The 19609-nt window shown below is 64.1% G+C and carries 18 protein-coding genes; 7 read left to right on the forward strand and 11 right to left on the reverse strand.

What is annotated here, in order from left to right; genetic code table 11:
• Nucleotides 1–47: 47 nt before the first annotated feature.
• Together ACYVNQ_RS08430 and ACYVNQ_RS08435 are read left to right on the forward strand one after the other, a co-directional pair.
• Entirely contained in the window at nt 48–1202 is a 1155-nt protein-coding gene (locus ACYVNQ_RS08430; protein ID WP_460902044.1) for an extracellular catalytic domain type 1 short-chain-length polyhydroxyalkanoate depolymerase, read from the forward strand.
• A gap of 115 nt (nt 1203–1317) precedes the next feature.
• On the forward strand, nt 1318–1494 hold the full coding sequence (locus ACYVNQ_RS08435; RefSeq protein WP_460902045.1) for a DUF3563 family protein: 177 nt from the start codon (nt 1318–1320) through the stop codon (nt 1492–1494).
• A gap of 92 nt (nt 1495–1586) precedes the next feature.
• Here ACYVNQ_RS08435 and ACYVNQ_RS08440 read toward each other — a convergent pair whose 3' ends face one another.
• From ACYVNQ_RS08440 to ACYVNQ_RS08465, 6 genes are all read right to left on the reverse strand, one after another.
• On the reverse strand, nt 1587–3104 hold the full coding sequence (locus ACYVNQ_RS08440; RefSeq protein WP_460902046.1) for a cryptochrome/photolyase family protein: 1518 nt from the start codon (nt 3102–3104) through the stop codon (nt 1587–1589).
• Nucleotides 3105–3335: 231 nt separating this feature from the next.
• Nucleotides 3336–3755: an organic hydroperoxide resistance protein gene (locus ACYVNQ_RS08445; RefSeq protein WP_460902047.1), complete on the reverse strand. Its 420-nt coding sequence runs from the start codon at nt 3753–3755 to the stop codon at nt 3336–3338.
• Between the two features lie 154 nt (nt 3756–3909).
• Nucleotides 3910–4365 (reverse strand): MarR family winged helix-turn-helix transcriptional regulator, encoded by a 456-nt coding sequence (locus ACYVNQ_RS08450; protein ID WP_460902048.1) that lies wholly within the window; start codon nt 4363–4365, stop codon nt 3910–3912.
• Nucleotides 4366–4617: 252 nt separating this feature from the next.
• Nucleotides 4618–5418, reverse strand: a complete 801-nt coding sequence (locus ACYVNQ_RS08455; RefSeq protein WP_460902049.1) for a BPSS1780 family membrane protein — start codon at nt 5416–5418, stop codon at nt 4618–4620.
• Nucleotides 5409–6404, reverse strand: a complete 996-nt coding sequence (locus ACYVNQ_RS08460) for a homoserine kinase (protein WP_460902050.1) — start codon at nt 6402–6404, stop codon at nt 5409–5411. Before ACYVNQ_RS08460 ends, ACYVNQ_RS08455 begins: the two co-directional genes overlap by 10 nt.
• Nucleotides 6405–6570: 166 nt before the next feature.
• The gene (locus ACYVNQ_RS08465; protein ID WP_460902051.1) at nt 6571–6975 is read right to left on the reverse strand and encodes a hypothetical protein; all 405 of its coding nucleotides are present in this window, start codon (nt 6973–6975) and stop codon (nt 6571–6573) included.
• 188 nt (nt 6976–7163) lie between these two features.
• On the opposite strand from ACYVNQ_RS08465, the gene ACYVNQ_RS08470 reads away from it, so the two are divergent.
• On the forward strand, nt 7164–8690 hold the full coding sequence (locus ACYVNQ_RS08470) for an AMP nucleosidase (protein ID WP_460902052.1): 1527 nt from the start codon (nt 7164–7166) through the stop codon (nt 8688–8690).
• Between the two features lie 53 nt (nt 8691–8743).
• On the opposite strand, the gene ACYVNQ_RS08475 is transcribed toward ACYVNQ_RS08470, so the two are convergent.
• Both ACYVNQ_RS08475 and ACYVNQ_RS08480 read right to left on the reverse strand, forming a co-directional pair.
• Nucleotides 8744–9274, reverse strand: a complete 531-nt coding sequence (locus ACYVNQ_RS08475; RefSeq protein ID WP_460902053.1) for a chromate transporter — start codon at nt 9272–9274, stop codon at nt 8744–8746.
• Nucleotides 9271–9900 (reverse strand): chromate transporter, encoded by a 630-nt coding sequence (locus ACYVNQ_RS08480; RefSeq protein WP_460902054.1) that lies wholly within the window; start codon nt 9898–9900, stop codon nt 9271–9273. The genes ACYVNQ_RS08475 and ACYVNQ_RS08480 overlap by 4 nt, the downstream gene beginning before the upstream one ends.
• A 98-nt stretch (nt 9901–9998) precedes the next feature.
• Between ACYVNQ_RS08480 and ACYVNQ_RS08485 the strand changes: the two genes are divergently transcribed.
• Entirely contained in the window at nt 9999–10925 is a 927-nt protein-coding gene (locus ACYVNQ_RS08485) for a transcriptional regulator GcvA (RefSeq protein ID WP_460902055.1), read from the forward strand.
• Between the two features lie 109 nt (nt 10926–11034).
• Here ACYVNQ_RS08485 and ACYVNQ_RS08490 read toward each other — a convergent pair whose 3' ends face one another.
• A complete protein-coding gene (locus ACYVNQ_RS08490) occupies nt 11035–11781 on the reverse strand; it encodes an LOG family protein (RefSeq protein WP_460902056.1) in 747 nt (248 codons plus the stop codon).
• 154 nt (nt 11782–11935) lie between these two features.
• On the opposite strand from ACYVNQ_RS08490, the gene polA reads away from it, so the two are divergent.
• The 3 genes from polA (at nt 11936) to ACYVNQ_RS08505 (ending at nt 17203) form a co-directional block, all read left to right on the forward strand.
• Complete coding sequence (gene polA, locus ACYVNQ_RS08495; protein ID WP_460902166.1) at nt 11936–14596, forward strand: DNA polymerase I; 2661 nt, start codon at nt 11936–11938, stop codon at nt 14594–14596.
• Between the two features lie 124 nt (nt 14597–14720).
• Nucleotides 14721–16088: an NAD(P)/FAD-dependent oxidoreductase gene (locus ACYVNQ_RS08500; protein WP_460902057.1), complete on the forward strand. Its 1368-nt coding sequence runs from the start codon at nt 14721–14723 to the stop codon at nt 16086–16088.
• Between the two features lie 242 nt (nt 16089–16330).
• On the forward strand, nt 16331–17203 hold the full coding sequence (locus tag ACYVNQ_RS08505) for a dienelactone hydrolase family protein (RefSeq protein WP_460902058.1): 873 nt from the start codon (nt 16331–16333) through the stop codon (nt 17201–17203).
• A gap of 52 nt (nt 17204–17255) precedes the next feature.
• Here the strand turns inward: ACYVNQ_RS08505 and ACYVNQ_RS08510 are convergent, their stop codons facing one another.
• Together ACYVNQ_RS08510 and ACYVNQ_RS08515 are read right to left on the reverse strand one after the other, a co-directional pair.
• The gene (locus ACYVNQ_RS08510; RefSeq protein WP_460902059.1) at nt 17256–18125 is read right to left on the reverse strand and encodes a sulfurtransferase; all 870 of its coding nucleotides are present in this window, start codon (nt 18123–18125) and stop codon (nt 17256–17258) included.
• A 130-nt stretch (nt 18126–18255) separates the two neighbouring features.
• A complete protein-coding gene (locus tag ACYVNQ_RS08515) occupies nt 18256–19362 on the reverse strand; it encodes an aromatic ring-hydroxylating oxygenase subunit alpha (protein ID WP_460902060.1) in 1107 nt (368 codons plus the stop codon).
• Nucleotides 19363–19609 lie beyond the last annotated feature (247 nt).

The following is a 19609-nucleotide window of genomic DNA, read 5'->3' on the forward strand; positions in this document are numbered from 1 at the left end:
CAATCGCCCTCAGCTAAGCAAGCATCGACCCTTTTTGCGAGGTGTTCATGGCAAAAAGCCTGACAAAAATATGGCTTGGCGGCCTGAAGCGTCTGATCGCCATCCAGAAAGAACATACGCACGCCACCTTGAAGCGCAGCGCAACCCGGCCGCTCAAGGCGAAGGCCAAGCCGGCGCCCACTAGCGGCGTGCGCAAGGCCAAGGTGCGCGACCCGCTGCGCCCGGCGGCGCGCGAATCGCGCGTGCGGCCGCGTGCGGCGGCGTGGGCCTCCGGCTCGTGGACCCGCTCGTTTCACTCGGCGCCGGCGGCGCCGGGCCGGCTCGTCAATCATCTGCAGTACGGTTTGTATCTGCCGGCCGGCAAAACGCTGCAAGGCGCGCCGCTGGTCGTGATGCTGCACGGCTGCAGCCAGTCGATCGACGAATTCGCGGAAGGTACGCGGATGAATCTGCTGGCCGATCGCTTCGGCTTCGCGGTGGTGTATCCGGAGCAGTCGAAGCATGCCCATTCGCATCGCTGCTGGCATTGGTATGACACGTCCGATAGCGCGGGCGGCGCGGAAGCGCGAGCGGTGGTGTCGCTGGTCGATGCGCTGGTCGCGGAGCATGGCTTCGATGCCGAACGTGTCTATGTAGCCGGGCTGTCGGCCGGGGCCGGATTGACTGCGCTGCTCGCGCTGCAGTATCCGGATCGTTTTGCCGCGGTTGCGCTGCATTCCGGACCCGCTTTCGGCGAGGCGCATTCGGGCATCACCGCAATGGACGTAATGCGGCGCGGGGCACGGCGAGATCCGGTGCAACTGGTCGACAGCGTTGCCGACGTGGCGGCCTATCCGGGCATGCCCGCGATCATCCTGCAAGGCGAAACGGACCACGTCGTCGCGCCGGTGAATGCCGACCAGCTGGCGACGCAATTCCTGCGGCTGAACGGTCTGATCGACGCGAACGGCGCGCGCAAGGCGGGTGACGTCAAGGAAGAGCGCAAGGCGGCCGTGCTCACGCGCGACTACGTGCGCGGCGGGCGCCGTGTGGTGCGTCTGTGCCGCGTGCAAGGCCTCGGCCACGCGTGGAGCGGCGGCGACGAGGCGGTGCCGTTCCACTCGGCGAAGGGGCCCGACGCCACCAGCATGCTGTGGGAATTCTTCCGCTATCAACGCCGCGCACAGGCGGCGGACCCCGTCAGCAGGGCCGCAGCGCGGTAAATGCTCAAATTTCGGGGGCATTAAAGAAAAGCTGGCTTCGATCTAGGGTTTTCCCTTATAATCCGGACATTCGCTAAGGGTTATCCCTTAGTTCTATATGCCGAGGGTTTAAACCATGTACCTGCTGAGCCGCCTCCTGCTGTTGCTGACCAAGTCCGCCGACGAACACGAAAAAGAGCGCAGCGACGCTTACCTGAACGAAGCCACCGATCTGTACGATCTCGAATTCCGCATGCGCAAGCTCGATCGCGAAGCGCAACGCCGTCAGCCGGCGTGGATGAGCCAGCACTAAGCTGGTAACCGAAATATGCTGAAGCGGGCGATCCATGTGGGTCGTCCGCTTTTTTTCGTGCTTTTTTTGCGGTGTTTAATGTGCGACGCGCGTCAGTCGCGCCGCGCCTTCAGCAGGCCGAAGCGCGCCAGCGTCAACTCTCGCGCCTGTGCGTGATCGACGATCGGCCGCGGATAGTTTTCCCCTAACTTGACGCCCCATTCGGCCAATTGCTCGTCGCCGGCAAGCCACGGCGCGTGAATCCATTTCGCCGGCACTTTTTCCAGTTGCGGCAGGTAACGCTTGATAAAGCGGCCTTGCGGGTCGAATTTCTCCGACTGCGTGACCGGATTGAAAATGCGAAACCACGGCTGCGCATCGCAACCCGTCGATGCCGCCCATTGCCAGTTACCGTTGTTCGCCGAAAAATCGAAGTCGTTCAGCTGCTCGGCGAAGTAGCGTTCACCGAGGCGCCAGTCGATGCCGAGGTCCTTCACGAGGAAGCTGGCGGCCACCATCCGCAGGCGATTGTGCATATAGCCGGACTGGTTGATCTGCAGCATCGCCGCATCCACCAGCGGGTAGCCGGTGCGGGCTTCGCACCATGCGGCATACGCTGCATCGGCGTCGCGGCCTTTCTCCCAGCGCAGCGCCGCGAATTCCTCGCGAAACGGCGCGCCGCTCTCGAGGCGCGGATGATGCGCGAGGATCATAAAGAAGAAGTCTCGCCAGATCAGTTCCGACAGCCACGTCGCTGCGCCGCCGCCATCCGGTTGCAGCGACAGGTCGTGCGCGAGCCGCGCCAGTGCGCGGATCGACACGGTGCCGAAACGCTGATGAACCGACAGATAGCTCGCCCCCAGCGCGGCGGGAAAATTGCGGCGCTCGACGTAGCTGTCGATGCGAGTCAGGAAGTCTTCGAGCAACTGTTGCGCGCCGCTCATGCCGGGCGGCAGTTTCAGGTCGGCCAGGTTGCTTGGTGCGAAGCCGAGTTGCTCACAGCCCGGTAGCGCGTGGTCCAGCGATTTCGGCGGTGCCGCGAGGTGCTCGCCGTAGCGCTCGACCGGATAGGGCTTCAGGTCGAATGGCGTCAGCTGCTTCAGCCATGCGTTCTTGTATGGCGTGAAGACGCTGAACGGCTTGCCTTGGCCGGTCAGAACTTCGTCGCGCTCGAAGATCGCCTGATCCTTGAAGGTCAGCAGTTCGCGGCCTGCATCGCGTAGTTGTTCGGCAACCGCAGCGTCGCGCCGGATGGCTGACGGCTCGTAGTCGTGGTTGGCAAATACGGCTTCTACGTGCAGCTTTTCGGCAAGCTGGGGGATCGCGTTGCGCGGGTCGTCGTGCACGACGATCAGACCGCCGCCGCCTTCCCGGAGCGATTGATCCAGCTCGGCCAGCGACGCCAGAATGAAGTCGATGCGCCGGTCGGCTGGGGCACCGCGCACACCGCGCGCGCGGGCGCTGTCGACCAGCGGTTGCAGGATCGTCGTATCGAGCACGAACACGCACCACACCTGTTCGCAGTGTTTCAGTGCGTAGTACAGCGCGGCGTTGTCGCCGCTGCGCAGATCGCGGCGGAACCACATCAGACCTTTGTCGTAGTGGGCGTCGAGCTTGCGCGCTTGGGTCATGTCGATATCGATTGGTTGGTGAAGGGGTTTATCCAGAGTGCGCCACGCGGGCCGTGCACGACCGGCGAAGACAGCATCAGCCGGCCGGTAGTTTCGGGCAACTGCCGGTGCCCGACTGACCGTGCACGCAAAAACAGCGCCCGCTCCTGGCAGGAGCGGGCGCTGTTCGTACGACGGCCCGTGGTGCTTGCAGCGCTTTGCAGTACCTGCCGCGCCACCCGGCCAGCGAACTTACACCAGCTTCACGCGCACGTCGACATTGCCGCGCGTCGCGTTCGAGTACGGGCAAACCTGGTGAGCCGCATCCACGAGTTCTTGCGCTGCAGCCGCATCGAGGCCCGGCAGCGACACGCGCAGTTCGACGTCCAGCGCAAAGCCGCCGTTGTCGTTCGGGCCGACGCCGACGTCTGCCGTCACCTTCGTGTCGGCCGGCACGGCCTGCTTGCGCTGGCCGGCCACGAACTTCATCGCGCTCAGGAAACAGGCCGAATAGCCTGCCGCGAACAGCTGCTCCGGATTGGTGCCTGCGGCGCCATTGCCACCCAGTTCGCGCGGCGTGGTCAGCTTGACGTCGAGCGCGTTGTCCGACGAGATGGCGCGGCCGTCGCGGCCACCGGTGCTTGCTGCCGTTGCTTTGTAAAGTACGCTCATTTCACTTCTCCTTGGGTCGAATCCAGGTTGGTAAATGGTGCCGCGCGGTGCGGCGCTCGCCGTTGCTCCGGCAGTGCAGTAAAGATAGCGTACAAATCATTAGCGTGCAAATGAAATTTCGATGTCGAGGTCAGACACGCTTACCGCGTTTCTTTCAGGAACGTTCGAGATGCTCGTTAAGCGTGCCGCGCAACTGCATCAGGTCGTTGCGCAGGCGTACCAGAAACTCGGGCGTCTGCTGGGTCGCACAAAAGATTTCCGCAGGCACCTCGCGGGCCGCGCGCTTCAGCGATACGCCCGCCTTGCTCAGGCGGATGTAGACCAGCCGCTCGTCGTCGGTGCCGCGCGTTCGCTCGATGTAGCCTTGCGCTTCGAGACGCTTGAGCAGCGGCGTGACCGTGGCCGAGTCCAGATTCAGACGGCCGGCGATGTCTTTCACCGTCAGGTCGTCGCTTTCCCACAGCACGAGCATCGTCAGGTATTGAGGATAGGTCAAACCCAGTTCGTCGAGCAGCGGTTTGTAGGCCTTCGTCATCGCGAGCGACGTCGAATACAGCGCGAAGCAAAGCTGTTCGTCAAGTGTGAACGGGTACACAGGGCGCTGGGTCATGGGGCGTCTCGACGGTGGGTGCAGGCGAATCGGGCAAATCAGCGCAAATCAGGGTGACCGCGCTTGCGGTGCATCAAGCGAGCGTGCAAATCGCTTGCGTGCAAAGTATTGTGCCGCAACTCGCCGGCGCTGGCGAGCGGGCCCGCGACGCCGGCTTCGCGCGGTGAGTGTCCGCGCAAGGCCGAACGGCTAGCCAATTCGGCAAGCAGGTTCGGCTCGCCGTTCGGCTGGTTCAGCCGGCTGGGAAGGGAATCAGGCCGCGGGCGGGGCAGCGGGCTGCTCGGGCGCCGGCACGCCGAAGCAGCCGCGATACGTCGCGTAGAACGAACAATAGAGCATGGTCGTCACGAGGATCGAGGCCGGCATTAGCACCACCAGCGCAAGCTCGCCGGCGCCGAGCGCCTGCAGCAGCGTCGACAGGCCGAGCGATACGGTCAGCGCGACCGCGAACCACAGTGCGCCATACACGACGAACGCGCCGCGGTTGCGCCAGCAACTGACGATGCTGAAGAACATCGCCTTGACCGGCGGCACGTCGTGCCATGCGGACAGCACCGGCGAGAACCAGAACAGCATGGCCACCGGCACATAGAACGCGAGCGCGGTCAGCACCGCGAACGGGATATTGCTGGTCGCGATCGCATCTTGCTGCATTCCTTCGCCGCTCAGCATCAGGCGCAGCAGCACACCGCCGTCGGCGAGCGCGGAGCCCGCCAGCACCAGCGCCATCGCGACGATGTACAGCGCGCCCAGCAGCAACAGCCGCTTGGCGACGATCGAGCCGTATGAGCGGAAGCCGTCGACCAGAATGGTCGGAAACACCGGTTTGCCGGCGATCGTGTCGCGGCACGCGGCCATAAAGCCGACCGCGACGCCCGGTATCAGCACCAGCGGCAGCACGCCGCCGACCACCGGTACCAGCGAGATCAGCGTCATCGCCAGCAGATAGGAGAAGAACAGCGTCAGGAATGCGAGCGGGTTCTTGCGAAACAGCCAGATGCCTTGCCGGAACCAGACATAGCCGGTCTTCGCGGGAACTTCGATTAGTTGCATGAGGTATGGAAGCCAGGGAGTGCGACGCCTTGCAGGCGTTCGCGCAGAATACGCTCGAAATGGCCGGGGTCGTGTGGCTTGAGCAACTCGGCCGCACGCGGCATATGGAAATCATACAGGCGCGATACCCAGAAACGGTACGCACCCGCACGCAGCATGTCGCCCCAGTGGCGGGTTTCCTCGGGTGTGAACGGGCGTACGGTCTGGTAGGCGCGCAGCAGCGCATCGACGCGCGCCTGATCGAGCCGGCCGCTCGCCAGATCGACGCACCAGTCGTTGACGGTGACCGCGACGTCGAACAGCCACTTGTCGCAGCCGGCGAAATAGAAATCGAAAAAGCCGCCGAGGCGCACCTCGTGGCCGGTGTCGGGCGCGGCGTGCGCGAACAGCGCGTTGTCGCGGAACAGGTCGCAGTGGCACGGGCCGCCGGGCAGCGCCGCATAGTCGCTCGAGGCGAAGAACTGCTGCTGGTGCGTGAGCTCATCGGTCAGCAGCGCACGCTGGGCGGCGTCGACGAACGGCAGCAGGGCGGGCACCGTCTCTTGCCACCATGGCAGGCTGCGCAGGTTCGGCTGACCATGCGGAAAGTCGCGGCCCGCCAGGTGCATGCGCGCGAGCATCTGCCCGACTTCGACGCAATGCTCGACTTGCGGCGCGAGTTCCGGCGCGCCTTCGAGCTTCGTGACGATCGCCGCCGGCTTGCCGTGCAGCATGCCGAACAGCGCGCCGTCGTCGCGCGGCACCGGGTCCGGTACCGGCACGCGGTGCGCGGCCAGATGCCGCATCAGGTCGAGATAGAACGGCAGCTGCGCGGCGCTCAGTTTCTCGAAGATGGTCAGCACGTACTCGCCGCGCGTCGTGGTCAGGAAGAAGTTGCTGTTCTCGATACCGGACGTGATACCGCGAAACTCGACGACGTCGCCGAGATCGTAGTGGCGCAGCCATTGCGCGAGATGGGCTTCGGTGACAGGGGTGAAAACGGCCATGCGGAATACGTCGGATCGGGTTGGTCGGCTGGCGCGGTGAGGCGGCCAGTGGCGCGAATCGGGAATGACAGGCTGATGGGGCTGGTGCGTGGTTGCGCTCGCGCGGGGGCGTTGATGACGCGCGGCTCGTCCAGCAAAGTGGCGCGCCGCGCGCGGTGCGATCAGATCAGTAATGCAGGTTCCACGAAGGCAGGCGGGTGGTCGGGTGCGAGCTGTCGTGCACCTGCGGCGAGGTATCCAGCGGCGCGCTCATCTGGTAGCGCGTGCCGAAGTTCGAGCGCACGTCGATCTCGACCGGCTTGCCGCGATCGCGGTATTCGGTGATCTCGGTGCCATTGCCGCTGCGTTCGTAGAAGCTCGGCGTGCGCGGCACGTTGATCTCGACTTTCGAGCTGACTTCGGCGGCCGGGCGGTTGATTGCGTCCAGATCGGGCAAGCCGGCCCGTTCGTTGGCGGATTGCGGGGGCGGGGCGGGCTGCGCGTCCGCGGCTGACTGCGCGGGACCGGCGGCCAGCGCGGTGCCGCACACGGCAAAACTCAGCGCAACGACGACGGATAGAAGCGGCTTCATGGTGTTTCTCCGATAAGGTGGCGCAATTCTAGCAAATCCGGTCTTACGAACGGGCGTGTGCGCCTTATTTTGCGCCGCTTCAGCCGACTCTGCCCGGTGCGTTCGCACGAGCGCACTGCCGCTCTAGCGGGTGATCGGACCACGCGGGTTCCGTGGTAATGTCCTTTCATCAACTGAGGCACGCCAAAATGAACGACCAGACCAACCAGCGCCTGGTGCAAACGCCCACCAGCGCGTACAAGACCGAAGCATTCGATGACGCCGCCGCGGCCGTCACACACCTGTCAGCCATTTACGAAGCCAATACATCGTTCCTGCGCGACGCTTTCGCGCGCTATCGGCGCAACGAACCGTTCGCGCAACGCGTGCGCGCGTGCTATCCGTTCGTGCGGGTGCGTACCGAGGTCAACACGCAAATCGATTCGCGCCGCTCGTATGGTTTTGTCGCGGGGCCGGGCGTGTTCGAAACCACCGTGACACGGCCCGACCTGTTCGGCAACTACTATCGCGAACAGTTGCGTCTGCTGGCGAAGAACCATCATGTGGCGATCGAAGTCGGCGTATCGGACCAGCCGGTGCCGATTCACTTCGCGTTCGCCGAGGGCATTCACCTCGAAGGCGATCTCGACCGCGACCGTCTGCTGATGATGCGCGACGTGTTCGATACGCCCGATCTCGCACTGCTCGACGACCGCATCGTCAACGGCACGTATGAGCCGCTGCCCGGCGAGCCGCATCCGCTTGCGCTGTTCACGGGTGCGCGTGTCGACTTTTCGCTGCACCGGCTGCGCCACTACACGGCGACCTCGCCAACGCACTTCCAGAACTACGTGTTGTACACGAACTACCAGTTCTACATCGACGAGTTCGTGAAGCTCGGCCGCACGATGATGTCTCACACCGACGACGCCGAGGTGCGCGCATATCGCAGCGAGTACACATCGTTCGTCGAACCAGGCGACGTGGTCACGTACAACGCCAATCTCGGCGAAGAGCAGAGCGAAGGCACGGCGCCGCCGCGGCTGCCGCAGATGCCCGCTTATCACCTGAAGCGCGCCGATGGCGGCGGCATCACGATGGTCAATATCGGCGTCGGACCGTCGAATGCGAAGACCATCACCGACCATATCGCAGTGCTGCGCCCGCATGCGTGGATCATGCTCGGCCATTGCGCGGGCCTGCGCAACACGCAGCGCCTCGGCGACTACGTGCTCGCACACGGCTATGTGCGCGAGGATCACGTGCTCGACGACGATCTGCCGCTGTGGGTGCCGATTCCGGCGCTCGCCGAAGTGCAGGTCGCGCTGGAGCGCGCAGTGGCGCAGGTCACGCGGCTCGAAGGCGTGGAGCTCAAGCGCGTGATGCGCACCGGCACGGTGGCGAGCGTCGATAACCGCAACTGGGAGCTGCGCGATCATCGCGAGCCGGTGCAGCGGTTGTCGCAAAGCCGCGCGGTCGCGCTCGATATGGAAAGCGCGACGATCGCGGCGAATGGCTTCCGGTTTCGCGTGCCTTACGGCACGTTGTTGTGCGTGTCCGATAAACCGCTGCATGGCGAGTTGAAGCTGCCGGGCATGGCTGACCAGTTTTATCGCGCGCAGGTCGATCAGCATTTGCAGATCGGTGTGGCGGCGATGGAGCTGTTGCGTGCCGATGGACTGCATCGGCTGCATAGCCGCAAGTTGCGCAGCTTTGCGGAAGTGGCGTTCCAGTAAGTGGGAAGAGGGCGCCGCTACGTGTCGGCGGCGCTGCTCGCGGTCAGCGTCGGCTAAAAGAACCCAAGCCCGACCAACCCGATCACACTACCCGCGCCCAGCAGCCATAGCGGATGAATCCGCGTCGTAAATGCCAGCGCCGCGCACACGCCGGTGATGTTCCACGCGAGCCACGTCGTATCGGACGCCTGCGCGATCAGCACCGCACTTGCTGCCACCAGCCCCGCGGTCACCGGCGCCAGCCCCTTCTGCGCGATGGCTCGCCATGGCCGATCCTTGAAGCGATCCCATGCGTGCAGCGCGGCCACCGTCACCAGCGACGACGGCCCGAACTTCGCCAGCGACGTGACGAGCATGCCGGACCAGCCGGCCACATGCCAGCCGATCAGCGTGACGATCATCATGTTCGGCCCGGGGGCGGCCTGCGCGAGCGCGAACAGCGCACTGAACTCGCTGGCCGGCATCCAGTGATGCACGTCGACCACTTGCCGCTGCATCTCCGGCAAGATCGTGTTGCCGCCACCGAACGCGAGCAGCGACAGCTGCCCGAAGATCAGCGCGAGTACGACCAGCGTTGCGATCATCGGCGCGCTCCGGCTCTTCGCGCATGCAGTGACGCGAGCGCGATACTTGCTGGCGTCAGCACCAGCATGGTTGGCAGCAGCGGCACGCGCAGCACCGCAATCGCGATAAAGCCGAGCGCCGCGATGCCGGCCGCGAGCGGATCGCGCCGCAGCGGCAGCAGCATTTTCGCGGCCATCGCGATCAACAGGCCGGCAGCGGCGGCGGCGAGCCCGGCGAACAGATGCTGCACGCGCGGGTCGTTCTGCGTATGTTCGTAGAGCACACCGAGTGCGATCACCACCAGCGAAGGCCCGGCGATCAGCCCAAGGATGCCGGCCAGCGCGCCGCGCCAGCCGCGAAAGCGCATGCCGATCGCCACCGACAAATTGATTACGTTGCCGCCCGGCAGAAACTGGCATAGCCCGAGCAGATCGGTGAATTCCGTGCCGCTCAGCCAGCGGTGGCGCTCGACGACGGTGCGCCGCACCAGTGGCAGCGCGCCGCCGAACGAAGTCAGGCCGAGGCCGAGGAAACCTTTGAAGATCTCGCCGCAACTCGGCGTGGGTGGGGTGTCCGGCTGTACGGACGGGGCCGCGGGCGCGCAAGCCCGGGGAGCGGAAGCCGGAGGAGGAGAGTGTCGATTCATCGCGATGGCCCTTCGGTACAGGCTTCGCAGAGTAGCGCTGTTCGCGGGCGGTGCAAAACGATTTTTATGGAGCTTGCTTGTGACTTACAATCACAAGCATGAACCGCAAGCTGCCTCCCTTTCCCGCGCTGCGCGCGTTCGAAGCCGCGGCACGGCATAACAGTTTCAGTGCCGCGGGCGACGAGCTGCATGTGACGCACGGTGCAATCAGCCGCCAGGTCGCCGCGCTCGAGGCATGGGTCGGCCTGCAGGTGTTCGACCGCGTCGGCAAGCGCGTGCGGCTCACCGATGCCGGGCGCCGTTATCTGGCCACCGTGCAGATCGCCTTCGACAATATCGCGGTGGCCACCGAGCAGTTGCGCGATTCGGGTGTCGTGCATGTGCTGCGCGTCAATGCGCTGCCTACCTTCGCGATGAAGTGGTTGCTGCCGCGGCTCAGCCAGTTCCAGCGGATGGCGCCGAACGTCGAGTTGCGGCTTTCCACGTCGAATGCGCCGGTCGAGTCGATCGACAGTTTCGATGTGGCGGTCAGGCGTGGCCCGGCGCATTGGCCGAATTGCGTGAGCGGCCATTTTCTCGGCGAGATCGAATTGCCGGTGTGCAGCCCAGCGTTGTTGCAGCGTGCACCGATCCGTGTTGCCGATGATCTCGCGCGTCATGTGCTGCTGCATTCGGACACGCGTCCGGATGCGTGGCGTCAATGGCTCGCGGCGGCGGGCGCGAAGGCGAAGTGCCGCAAGAAGCAGTCGTTCGATCACTTCTATCTGGCGCTGCAGGCGGCGGTCGACGGTTTGGGTGTCGCGCTTGGGCCGGTGCCGCTGCTCGATGAAGAGCTTGCTTCGGGTCGTCTCGTGATGCCGCTCGAAGGGCCGCGCATCGATATGCTCGGCTATTGGTGGGTCGCGCGGCGCGAAGTGGCGCAGGCGCCGCTCGTGGTGCAGTTCTGCCGCTGGCTGGAGGCACAATCGATGCAGCAGGCAACGGAGCAATCGATACAACGACCCGCACCGGGCGCTGTGGCGTAAGCGCAAAGGCAAAACGCGAAGGCAGCGCAAAGACAAACGCCATCACGAATGCCAACACAAACGCAAAGGCAGCAAGCGCTGCCTTCACGTCCGCGATACAAACCCCACGCTACAGATAGAACATCCGGTCTTCGTCCGACTTCGCCTGTGCCTGCGGTTCTGGTTCCTCGCGTTCTTCATAGAATGCCAGCACCGCTTCAAGCACCTGATCGGGTTCGTCGATCACCTGCATCAGATCCATATCTTCCGGGTTGATCAAACCCATCGGCACCAGCGATTCGCGGAACCAGCCCAGCAAGCCCTTCCAGAACTCCGCGCCGACCAGAATGATCGGCACATGGCGCGACTTCTTGGTTTGAATCAAGGTCAGCACTTCAGCGAGTTCGTCGAGCGTGCCGAAGCCGCCGGGCATTACGATCACCGCGTCCGAGTTCTTCACGAAGGTCACCTTGCGCGTGAAGAAATGCCGGAAGCGCAGCGAGATATCCTGCCACTGGTTGCCCGATTGCTCGTGCGGCAATTCGATGTTCAGGCCCACCGAAGGTGCCTTGCCCGCATGCGCACCTTTGTTGGCCGCTTCCATGATGCCGGGGCCGCCGCCGGAGATCACCGCGAAGCCGGCATCCGACAGTTTGCGGGCGATCTGCATGGCGAGCTTGTAGTACGGCGAGTTCGGTTTCAGGCGCGCCGAACCATAGATGCTGACGGCCGGCCGGATCTCCGACAGGTACTCGGTCGCCTCGATAAACTCTGCCATAATCGTGAACATCTGCCACGACGCGCGCGCCTTCTTGGCCGTTGCGCGCTCTTGATCTGCGAGTGAACGCAGACTCGGAATCACTTTTCTCTTAGTCATAATGCCTGAAGAACGAGATCTTGAAGCTGGGGTAAAAACCGGCCCGCAAGCGCAACCGGCTGCGCAATCGAAACATGCCACCGGTCACGCGCTGGAAGGTAAGACCCTGCTATTGGTCGACGGTTCGAGTTATCTGTACCGGGCCTATCACGCGATGCCTGATCTGCGCGGTCCCGACGGTGCGCCGACGGGCGCGCTGTACGGCATCATCAACATGCTGCGCCGCATGCGCAAGGAAGTCACCGCAGAGTATAGCGCGTGCGTGTTCGATGCCAAGGGCAAGACGTTCCGCGACGACTGGTACCCGGAGTACAAGGCCAACCGGCCTTCGATGCCGGACGATCTGTCGCGCCAGATCGAGCCGATTCACGTCGCGGTGCGCTCGCTCGGCTGGCCGCTGTTGATGATCGAAGGCGTCGAAGCGGACGATGTGATCGGCACGCTCGCGAAAGAGGCGGAACGGCGCGGCATGAAGGTGATTGTCTCCACCGGTGACAAAGACCTGGCGCAGCTCGTCACAGACCATGTCAGCCTCATCAATACGATGACGAACGAGGTGCTCGACCGCGACGGCGTGATCGCCAAGTTCGGCGTGCCGCCTGAGCTGATCGTCGATTATCTGTCGTTGATCGGCGATACCGTCGACAACGTGCCGGGCGTCGAGAAGTGCGGGCCGAAGACGGCGGTCAAGTGGCTCGCGCAATTCGGGACGCTTGATGGCATCGTCGCACATGCAAACGAGATCAAAGGTGCGGTAGGAGACAATCTGCGCCGCGCGCTCGATTTCCTGCCGATGGCGCGCAAGCTCGTTACGGTGGATACCGCTTGCGATCTGACGCAGCACATTACGTCGTTTGAAGAAACACTGGTCACGCGCGAAGAAGCGCGCGATGAGTTGCGCGACGTGTTCGCGCGTCATGGCTTCAAGACGTGGCTGCGCGAAGTGGAGATCGCCGAGGTAGTCGAAGGTCCGGGCGCCGGCGAGACGCCTGCGCCGATGATCGACCTCGAACGTCACTACGACACCGTGCAGAGCTGGGAAAAGCTCGACGAGTGGCTCGCAAAGATCGATGCGGCCGAACTCACCGCATTCGATACCGAAACCACGTCGCTCGATCCGATGACGGCGCGCCTCGTCGGCATTTCGGTGTCGGTCGAGCCGGGCCGTGCTGCCTATATTCCGCTTGCGCATCGCGGCCCCGACATGCCCGTGCAACTGCCGTTCGACGAAGTGCTCGCGAAGCTCAAGCCATGGCTGGAAGACGCGAGCAAGAAGAAGGTCGGCCAGCATCTGAAGTACGACGAGCAGGTGCTCGCGAATTACGGCATTGCGATGCAAGGCGTCGAGCACGACACGCTGCTCGAATCGTATGTGGTCGAATCGCACCGCACGCACGACATGGACAGCCTCGCGCTGCGCCATCTCGGCCTGAAGACGATCAAATACGAAGACGTCGCGGGCAAGGGCGCGCAGCAGATCGGCTTCGACGAAGTCGCGCTCGACCAGGCAGCCGAATATGCCGCGGAAGATGCGGACATCACGCTGCGTCTGCATCAGGCGTTGTATCCGCAGGTCGCGGCAGATGCGGGCCTTGAATTCGTGTACCGTCAGATCGAACTGCCGACTGCGCGCGTGCTGCGCAAGATGGAGCGCAATGGCGTGCTGATCGACGCCGCGAAGCTGCAGGCGCAGAGCAATGAAATCGCGGTGCGGCTCATCGAGCTTGAAAAGGGCGCCTACGAACTCGCGGGCGGCGAATTCAATCTCGGTTCGCCCAAGCAGATCGGCCAGATTTTCTTCGAAAAACTGCAGTTGCCGGTGATCAAGAAAACGCCGAGCGGCGCGCCGTCCACCGACGAAGAAGTGCTGCAGAAACTCGCCGAAGATTATCCGCTGCCCAAGCTGCTGCTCGAACATCGCGGCTTGTCGAAGCTGAAGTCCACCTATACGGACAAGCTGCCGCGCATGGTCAACACAGAAACCGGCCGCGTGCATACGAACTACGCGCAGGCGGTGGCGGTGACCGGCCGGCTCGCGTCGAACGATCCGAACCTGCAGAACATTCCGGTGCGCACCGGCGAAGGCCGGCGCATCCGCGAGGCCTTTATCGCGCCGCCCGGCCACAAGATCGTCTCGGCCGACTACTCGCAGATCGAGCTGCGCATCATGGCGCACATCTCCGGCGACGAATCGCTGGTGCGTGCATTCGCGCAGGGCGAGGACATCCACCGCGCGACCGCCGCCGAGGTGTTCAGCGTGACGCCGATCGAAGTGTCGTCGGACCAGCGGCGTATCGCGAAGGTGATCAACTTCGGGCTGATCTACGGTATGAGCGCGTTTGGTCTCGCGGGCAACCTCGGCATTACGCGCGACGCGGCGAAGCTGTATATCGACCGCTATTTCGCGCGCTATCCGGGCGTCGCGCGCTATATGGACGAGACCCGCGCGAGCGCGAAACAGAAAGGTTACGTGGAAACCGTGTTCGGGCGCCGCCTGTGGCTGCCCGAAATCAACGGCGGCAACGGGCCGCGCCGTCAGGCGGCCGAGCGCGCGGCGATCAACGCGCCGATGCAAGGCACCGCGGCCGATCTGATCAAGCTGTCGATGATCGCCGTGCAGAACTGGCTCGACGACGCGCGCATCGGCACGAAGATGATCATGCAGGTGCACGACGAACTGATTCTCGAAGTACCTGATGCAGAGCTGTCCGAAGTGCGCAAGCGCCTGCCCGAGCTGATGTGCAATGTCGCGGCGCTGAACGTGCCGCTGATTGCCGAATGCGGCGTCGGCGCGAACTGGGACGAAGCGCACTGATGCGGCCGCAGCGCGTGCGACTTGCCGCGCGCTGCCAGACTCGCGACAATCGATGAAAGGCAGCCGCAAGCGTGTCGCGCTTGCGGCTGCGACGCCGAATTCATGTTTGATACGGAGAGTCTCGATGCATCGTATTGTCGTCGTTGGTGGGGGCGCCGGCGGGCTGGAGCTAGCCACGCGTCTCGGTGACCGCTACGGGTCGCGCAAGAGCAATGGCGCGGCGTCAGTCAGCGTTACGCTAGTCGATCGTTACTCCACGCATATCTGGAAGCCGCTGCTGCATGAAGTGGCCGCCGGCAGCATGGATCCGTTCACGCAGGAGCTGGCCTATGCCGCGCAGGCGCGCTGGCATGGCTTCGAATTCCAGCAGGGCGAGCTCGCGCATCTCGATCGCGCGAGCAGGCGCATCACGCTCGCGCCGGTGCCCGACGAAGACGGCGCCGAGATGCTGCCGCAACGTGAACTCGAGTACGACACGCTGGTGATCGCGATCGGCAGCACCACGCACTTTTTCGGCGTGCCGGGCGCGCTCGAATATTCGCTAGCACTCGATACGGTCGGCCAGGCGGAGCGCTTCCGCAAACGGCTGATCGCCGCGTGCGTGCGCGCCGAGCATCAGCAGCCCGAAGCGGCCAGTGTGGGCAGCGCGGGCGATGTTGCGCAGGGCGCGGTGGCCACGCGTGAGCCGCGCATTCAGGTGGCGATCGTCGGCGGCGGCGCGACCGGCGTCGAATTGTCCGCGGAGCTGCGCAATACCGCGCAGGTGCTGTCCGCGTATGGCCTGCACAAGCTCGATCCGCGTCACGACGTCGGCATCGTGCTGATCGAGGCCGGGCCGCGCATTTTGCCTGCGCTGCAGGAGCGCGTGTCGACCGCGACCGCCGAGTTGCTGGCCAAGCTCGGGGTGCGGCTGATGGTCGGCGAAACGGTGGCGGAAGTCGCACCCGGCGTGGTGCGCACCGCGAGCGGCAAGTCGGTGCGCGCCGATCTGACGGTATGGGCGGCCGGCATCAAGGCGCCGCGCGTGCTGAGCGAACTTGATGGCCTCGCCGTGAACCGGCTGGGTCAACTGGTGGTGCGTCGCACGCTGCAAACCGAAACCGACGACAACATCTTCGCGCTCGGCGATTGCGCCGCGTGCCAGTGGCCCGGTAACGAACGCAACGTGCCGCCGCGCGCACAGGCGGCGCACCAGCAGGCGAGCTTTCTGCTGAAGGCGGTCGCGGACCGGCTTGCCGGCCGGCCGCTGCAGGAGTTCACGTATCGCGACTTCGGCTCGCTGGTGTCGCTCGGGCATTTCAGCGCGGTCGGCAACCTGATGGGCGGCGTGATCGGCGGCAATATGCTGATCGAAGGGCTGTTCGCGCGCTTCATGTACATGTCGCTATACCGCTTGCATATCGCCGCGTTGCACGGCTATCCGCGCATGGTGCTCGATACGTTCGCGCACTGGCTGCATCGCACGACGATGCCGCGCGTGAAGCTGCATTGAGCGTGCGCAGAGTCTGCACGGAAGTTGCCCTGCATCATCTGCATTGAGGCTGCATCGGGCCCGCACCGAGGCGGCTTTGCATCTGCGCTGAAGCACACGCCACGCGCCTTCGCACCACCTTGCCGACACCGCTGCAACAGGATACGCGACAGGCGTATCCTGTTGCCTTTTCCGCCTCCCGCTCAATCATCGCCGGTTACTCTGTGGCTGTTCAATCTTGCCGTCCATTCAAGGAGCGCAGCATGCTGAATCCTGACGTCGACAGTCTGATCCCGCACGTCCCGTTCGATCGCCGCACGTTTATCAAGGCCGCTCTCGGCACCGGTTTCGCCGCTTCGGTGCTGCCGGTGTCCGCGCAAACCATTCATACCGACAGCGATGGCCTCGAGGCTGGCGAGGTCGGGATTCATTCGGGCGATACGCTGGTGCCCGCGTATCGCGCGCAGCCTAAGGGCAAGACGCATCTGCCGGTGATCATCGTCGTGCATGAGATTTTCGGCGTGCACGAGCATATCTCCGACGTGTGCCGGCGCTTCGCGAAGGCCGGCTATCTGGCGATCGCGCCAGACCTTTACACGCGTCAGGGCGATGCGGGTGCCTACACCAGCATGCAGCAATTGAACGAACAACTGGTCAGCAAGGTACCCGACGAGCAGGTGCTGCTCGATCTCGATGCGACCTACGCATGGGCCGGCGAGCACGGCGGCGATCTGAAGCGCGTGGGTATCACCGGCTTTTGCTGGGGCGGGCGGATCGCGTGGCTGTATGCGGAGCACAACCCGCGGCTGAAGGCCGGCGTGGCCTTTTATGGCCGTGTGGTCGGCAACCCGTCGCCGCTGCAACCGTCGAACCCGATCGATCACGTCAGCGAACTGAAAGTACCGATGCTCGGGCTCTACGGGCGGCAGGACCAGAGCATCCCGCAGGACACGCTTGAAAAGATGAAAGCGTTGATCGCGCAAGGTCCGCAGCCGGCGCGCGGCTCGCAGTTCGTCGTCTACGACGATGCGGGCCACGCGTTCTTTGCCGACTATCGGCCGAGCTATAAGAAGGCCGATGCCGAAGACGGCTGGCGTCGCACGCTAGCGTGGTTCAAGCAGCACGGCGTCGCTTGATCGCAGCGCGGGCGGGCGGCGGACGGTAAGGCTCAGTGAATGGCCGGCGTGTTCAGGGCTTGGCGCCCGTCGCGACCGGCCGCTTCGGATCCGAGCTCCATTCGCTCCACGAACCCGGGTAAAGTGCCGCGCCGTGCAGGCCGGCGATCTCCATCGCCAGCGCGTTATGGCAGGCGGTTACGCCTGAGCCGCATTGCAGCACCACCTGCTCGGCGGCCACGCCGGGCATTACCGCGTTGAACTCGTCGCGCAGCGTATGCGCGGACTTGAAGCGGCCGTCCGGTGCCAGGTTGTCTTTGAAGAAGCGATTGAGCGCGCCCGGAATGTGTCCGCCGACGCGGTCGAGCGTTTCGTTCTCGCCACGATAGCGGTCCGCGGCGCGCGCATCGAGCAGCACATGAACGTGCGTGTTCAGATTGCGTTCGACGGCCGGTGCGTCCATCGTGACCGCGAGCGGCGCACCTGCCTTGAAGTCGCCGCGCGCGGTTTGCGGCACGTCTTGTGTCAGCGGCTGGCCGGCCGCCTCCCACGCCTGCAGGCCGCCGTCGAGCAGTGCGACCGAGTCATGCCCCAGCCAGCGCAGCAGCCACCATAGACGCGCCGCATACATGCCGCCTTGCGCGTCGTACACGACCACCTGCTGGCCGTGCTTCAGGCCGAGCGCCGCCAGCCGGTCGACCAGCTGCTGGCGTTGCGGCAACGGATGACGCCCATTGCTGCCGGTCTTCGCGCCGGACAGGTCGCGATCGAGATGAAAATAATGCGCATGCGGCAGGTGGCCCGCCGCATAAGCCTTTTCGCCGGCTTCGGTATCGATCAGGTCGAAGCGGCAATCGGCGATGAACACGCTATCGGGCGCCGCAGCCAGCCGTTCGGCGAGATTGGCGGCGGCGATCAGCGTGGTGTAGTGGGTGTGAGGCATGGCGGCTCCTGAGGCAGACGGTGTCGGCTGCGCCGAACGATGCATTGAGTCTAGACAGTCTAAACAAAAAAGACGGGCCTAAGCCCGTCTTCGTATCGTTGCAAGGCGCCTGTCTGCGCGCGGCGTGCCGTCAGATCGTGCCGAGCTCGCGGCGCAGGAACTCATGGAAGTGCTGCATGCCGTCTTCCATCGGGCTTTGATACGGGCCGACCTGCGATTCGCCGCGCTGCATCAGCGCACGGCGGCCGGCGTCCATCCGCTCGGCGATCTCGTCGTCTTCGCGGGCTGTTTCCATATAGGCGGCGCGCTCGGCTTCGACGAAATCCCGCTCGAACAGCGCGATTTCTTCGGGGTAATAGAACTCGACGACGTTGGTGGTTTTTTGCGGGCCACGCGGGATCAACCACGACACCACGAGCACATGCGGATACCACTCGATCATGATGCCCGGGTAGTACACCATCCAGATCGCGCCGAATTCAGGGGGCTTGCCGTCGCGAAAGCGCAGGACTTCGTCGTGCCACTTGCGGTACGTCGGGCTGCCCGCGCGCGCGAGGCCGTTGTGCACGCCCACTGTTTGCACGCTGTACCAGTCGCCGAACTCCCACTTCAGGTCGTCGCAGTTGACGAAACTGCCGAGGCCCGGGTGGAACGGCACGACGTGGTAGTCCTCCAGATAGACCTCGATGAAGGTCTTCCAGTTGTAGTTGCACTCGTGGACTTCGACGCGATCGAACATGTAGTCGGCGAAGTCGAAGTGTTGCCGCGGGCCGAGCCGGGCGAGGTCTTTCGCGACGTTGCGCCCCTGTGCTTCGAACAGCAGCCCATGCCAGTTCTGTAGCGGCGAGTTGCCGAGGTTCAGGCAGGGGTTGTCTGCGAAGTGCGGCGCGCCGAGCAACTGGCCGTTCAGATCGTACGTCCAGCGATGCAGCGGGCAGACGATGTTCTCGGTCTGGCCGCGCCCGTTGAGCATGATCGCCTGGCGATGGCGGCACACGTTCGACAGCAGTTCGACTTGCGATTGCTGGTTGCGAACGAGCACACGCCCTTCGCTTTCGCTCGGCAAAGCAAAATAATTCCCTGCTTCGGGCACCATCAGTTCGTGCCCGACGTAGCGAGGACCTTTGTTGAAAAGGGTGTCGATTTCGCGCGTAAGAAGCGCTTCGTCAAAGTAAGCCGTGACTGGCAGCTGGCTATGAATAGCTCGCAGCTGCAATGCATTGCTCAGATTGGACATTCCCACTCCCGATTAGACGTGAAAGCAGTGAACAACCCAACCATCGATAGATTCGATTTAGGGAGCCCGCGATTATACCCGTTTCCCCCTCCAAGGGGACAGTAAGTGACTGATTTGGGTCAAAAATGTGGCGGAAGTTCGCACGCGCTGCAGATTTTCGCGGCGCGAAGCTTACGGTGAAGCGCCGCTTTACGCCCGGCCCGCCGTGCTTGCGGGCGGCCTGCGCGGCGCGCGGTGTGCCGATTGC

Source organism: Paraburkholderia jirisanensis (genome assembly GCF_054782355.1).

Bases quoted from the DNA above. Each gene is read 5' to 3' on its own strand.
- ACYVNQ_RS08430 (WP_460902044.1), top strand. From the start codon at position 48: ATGGCAAAAAGCCTGACAAAAATATGGCTTGGCGGCCTGAAGCGTCTG.
- ACYVNQ_RS08435 (WP_460902045.1), top strand. From the start codon at position 1,318: ATGTACCTGCTGAGCCGCCTCCTGCTGTTGCTGACCAAGTCCGCCGAC.
- ACYVNQ_RS08440 (WP_460902046.1), bottom strand. From the start codon at position 3,104: ATGACCCAAGCGCGCAAGCTCGACGCCCACTACGACAAAGGTCTGATG.
- ACYVNQ_RS08445 (WP_460902047.1), bottom strand. From the start codon at position 3,755: ATGAGCGTACTTTACAAAGCAACGGCAGCAAGCACCGGTGGCCGCGAC.
- ACYVNQ_RS08450 (WP_460902048.1), bottom strand. From the start codon at position 4,365: ATGACCCAGCGCCCTGTGTACCCGTTCACACTTGACGAACAGCTTTGC.
- ACYVNQ_RS08455 (WP_460902049.1), bottom strand. From the start codon at position 5,418: ATGCAACTAATCGAAGTTCCCGCGAAGACCGGCTATGTCTGGTTCCGG.
- ACYVNQ_RS08460 (WP_460902050.1), bottom strand. From the start codon at position 6,404: ATGGCCGTTTTCACCCCTGTCACCGAAGCCCATCTCGCGCAATGGCTG.
- ACYVNQ_RS08465 (WP_460902051.1), bottom strand. From the start codon at position 6,975: ATGAAGCCGCTTCTATCCGTCGTCGTTGCGCTGAGTTTTGCCGTGTGC.
- ACYVNQ_RS08470 (WP_460902052.1), top strand. From the start codon at position 7,164: ATGAACGACCAGACCAACCAGCGCCTGGTGCAAACGCCCACCAGCGCG.
- ACYVNQ_RS08475 (WP_460902053.1), bottom strand. From the start codon at position 9,274: ATGATCGCAACGCTGGTCGTACTCGCGCTGATCTTCGGGCAGCTGTCG.
- ACYVNQ_RS08480 (WP_460902054.1), bottom strand. From the start codon at position 9,900: ATGAATCGACACTCTCCTCCTCCGGCTTCCGCTCCCCGGGCTTGCGCG.
- ACYVNQ_RS08485 (WP_460902055.1), top strand. From the start codon at position 9,999: ATGAACCGCAAGCTGCCTCCCTTTCCCGCGCTGCGCGCGTTCGAAGCC.
- ACYVNQ_RS08490 (WP_460902056.1), bottom strand. From the start codon at position 11,781: ATGACTAAGAGAAAAGTGATTCCGAGTCTGCGTTCACTCGCAGATCAA.
- polA (WP_460902166.1), top strand. From the start codon at position 11,936: ATGCCTGATCTGCGCGGTCCCGACGGTGCGCCGACGGGCGCGCTGTAC.
- ACYVNQ_RS08500 (WP_460902057.1), top strand. From the start codon at position 14,721: ATGCATCGTATTGTCGTCGTTGGTGGGGGCGCCGGCGGGCTGGAGCTA.
- ACYVNQ_RS08505 (WP_460902058.1), top strand. From the start codon at position 16,331: ATGCTGAATCCTGACGTCGACAGTCTGATCCCGCACGTCCCGTTCGAT.
- ACYVNQ_RS08510 (WP_460902059.1), bottom strand. From the start codon at position 18,125: ATGCCTCACACCCACTACACCACGCTGATCGCCGCCGCCAATCTCGCC.
- ACYVNQ_RS08515 (WP_460902060.1), bottom strand. From the start codon at position 19,362: ATGTCCAATCTGAGCAATGCATTGCAGCTGCGAGCTATTCATAGCCAG.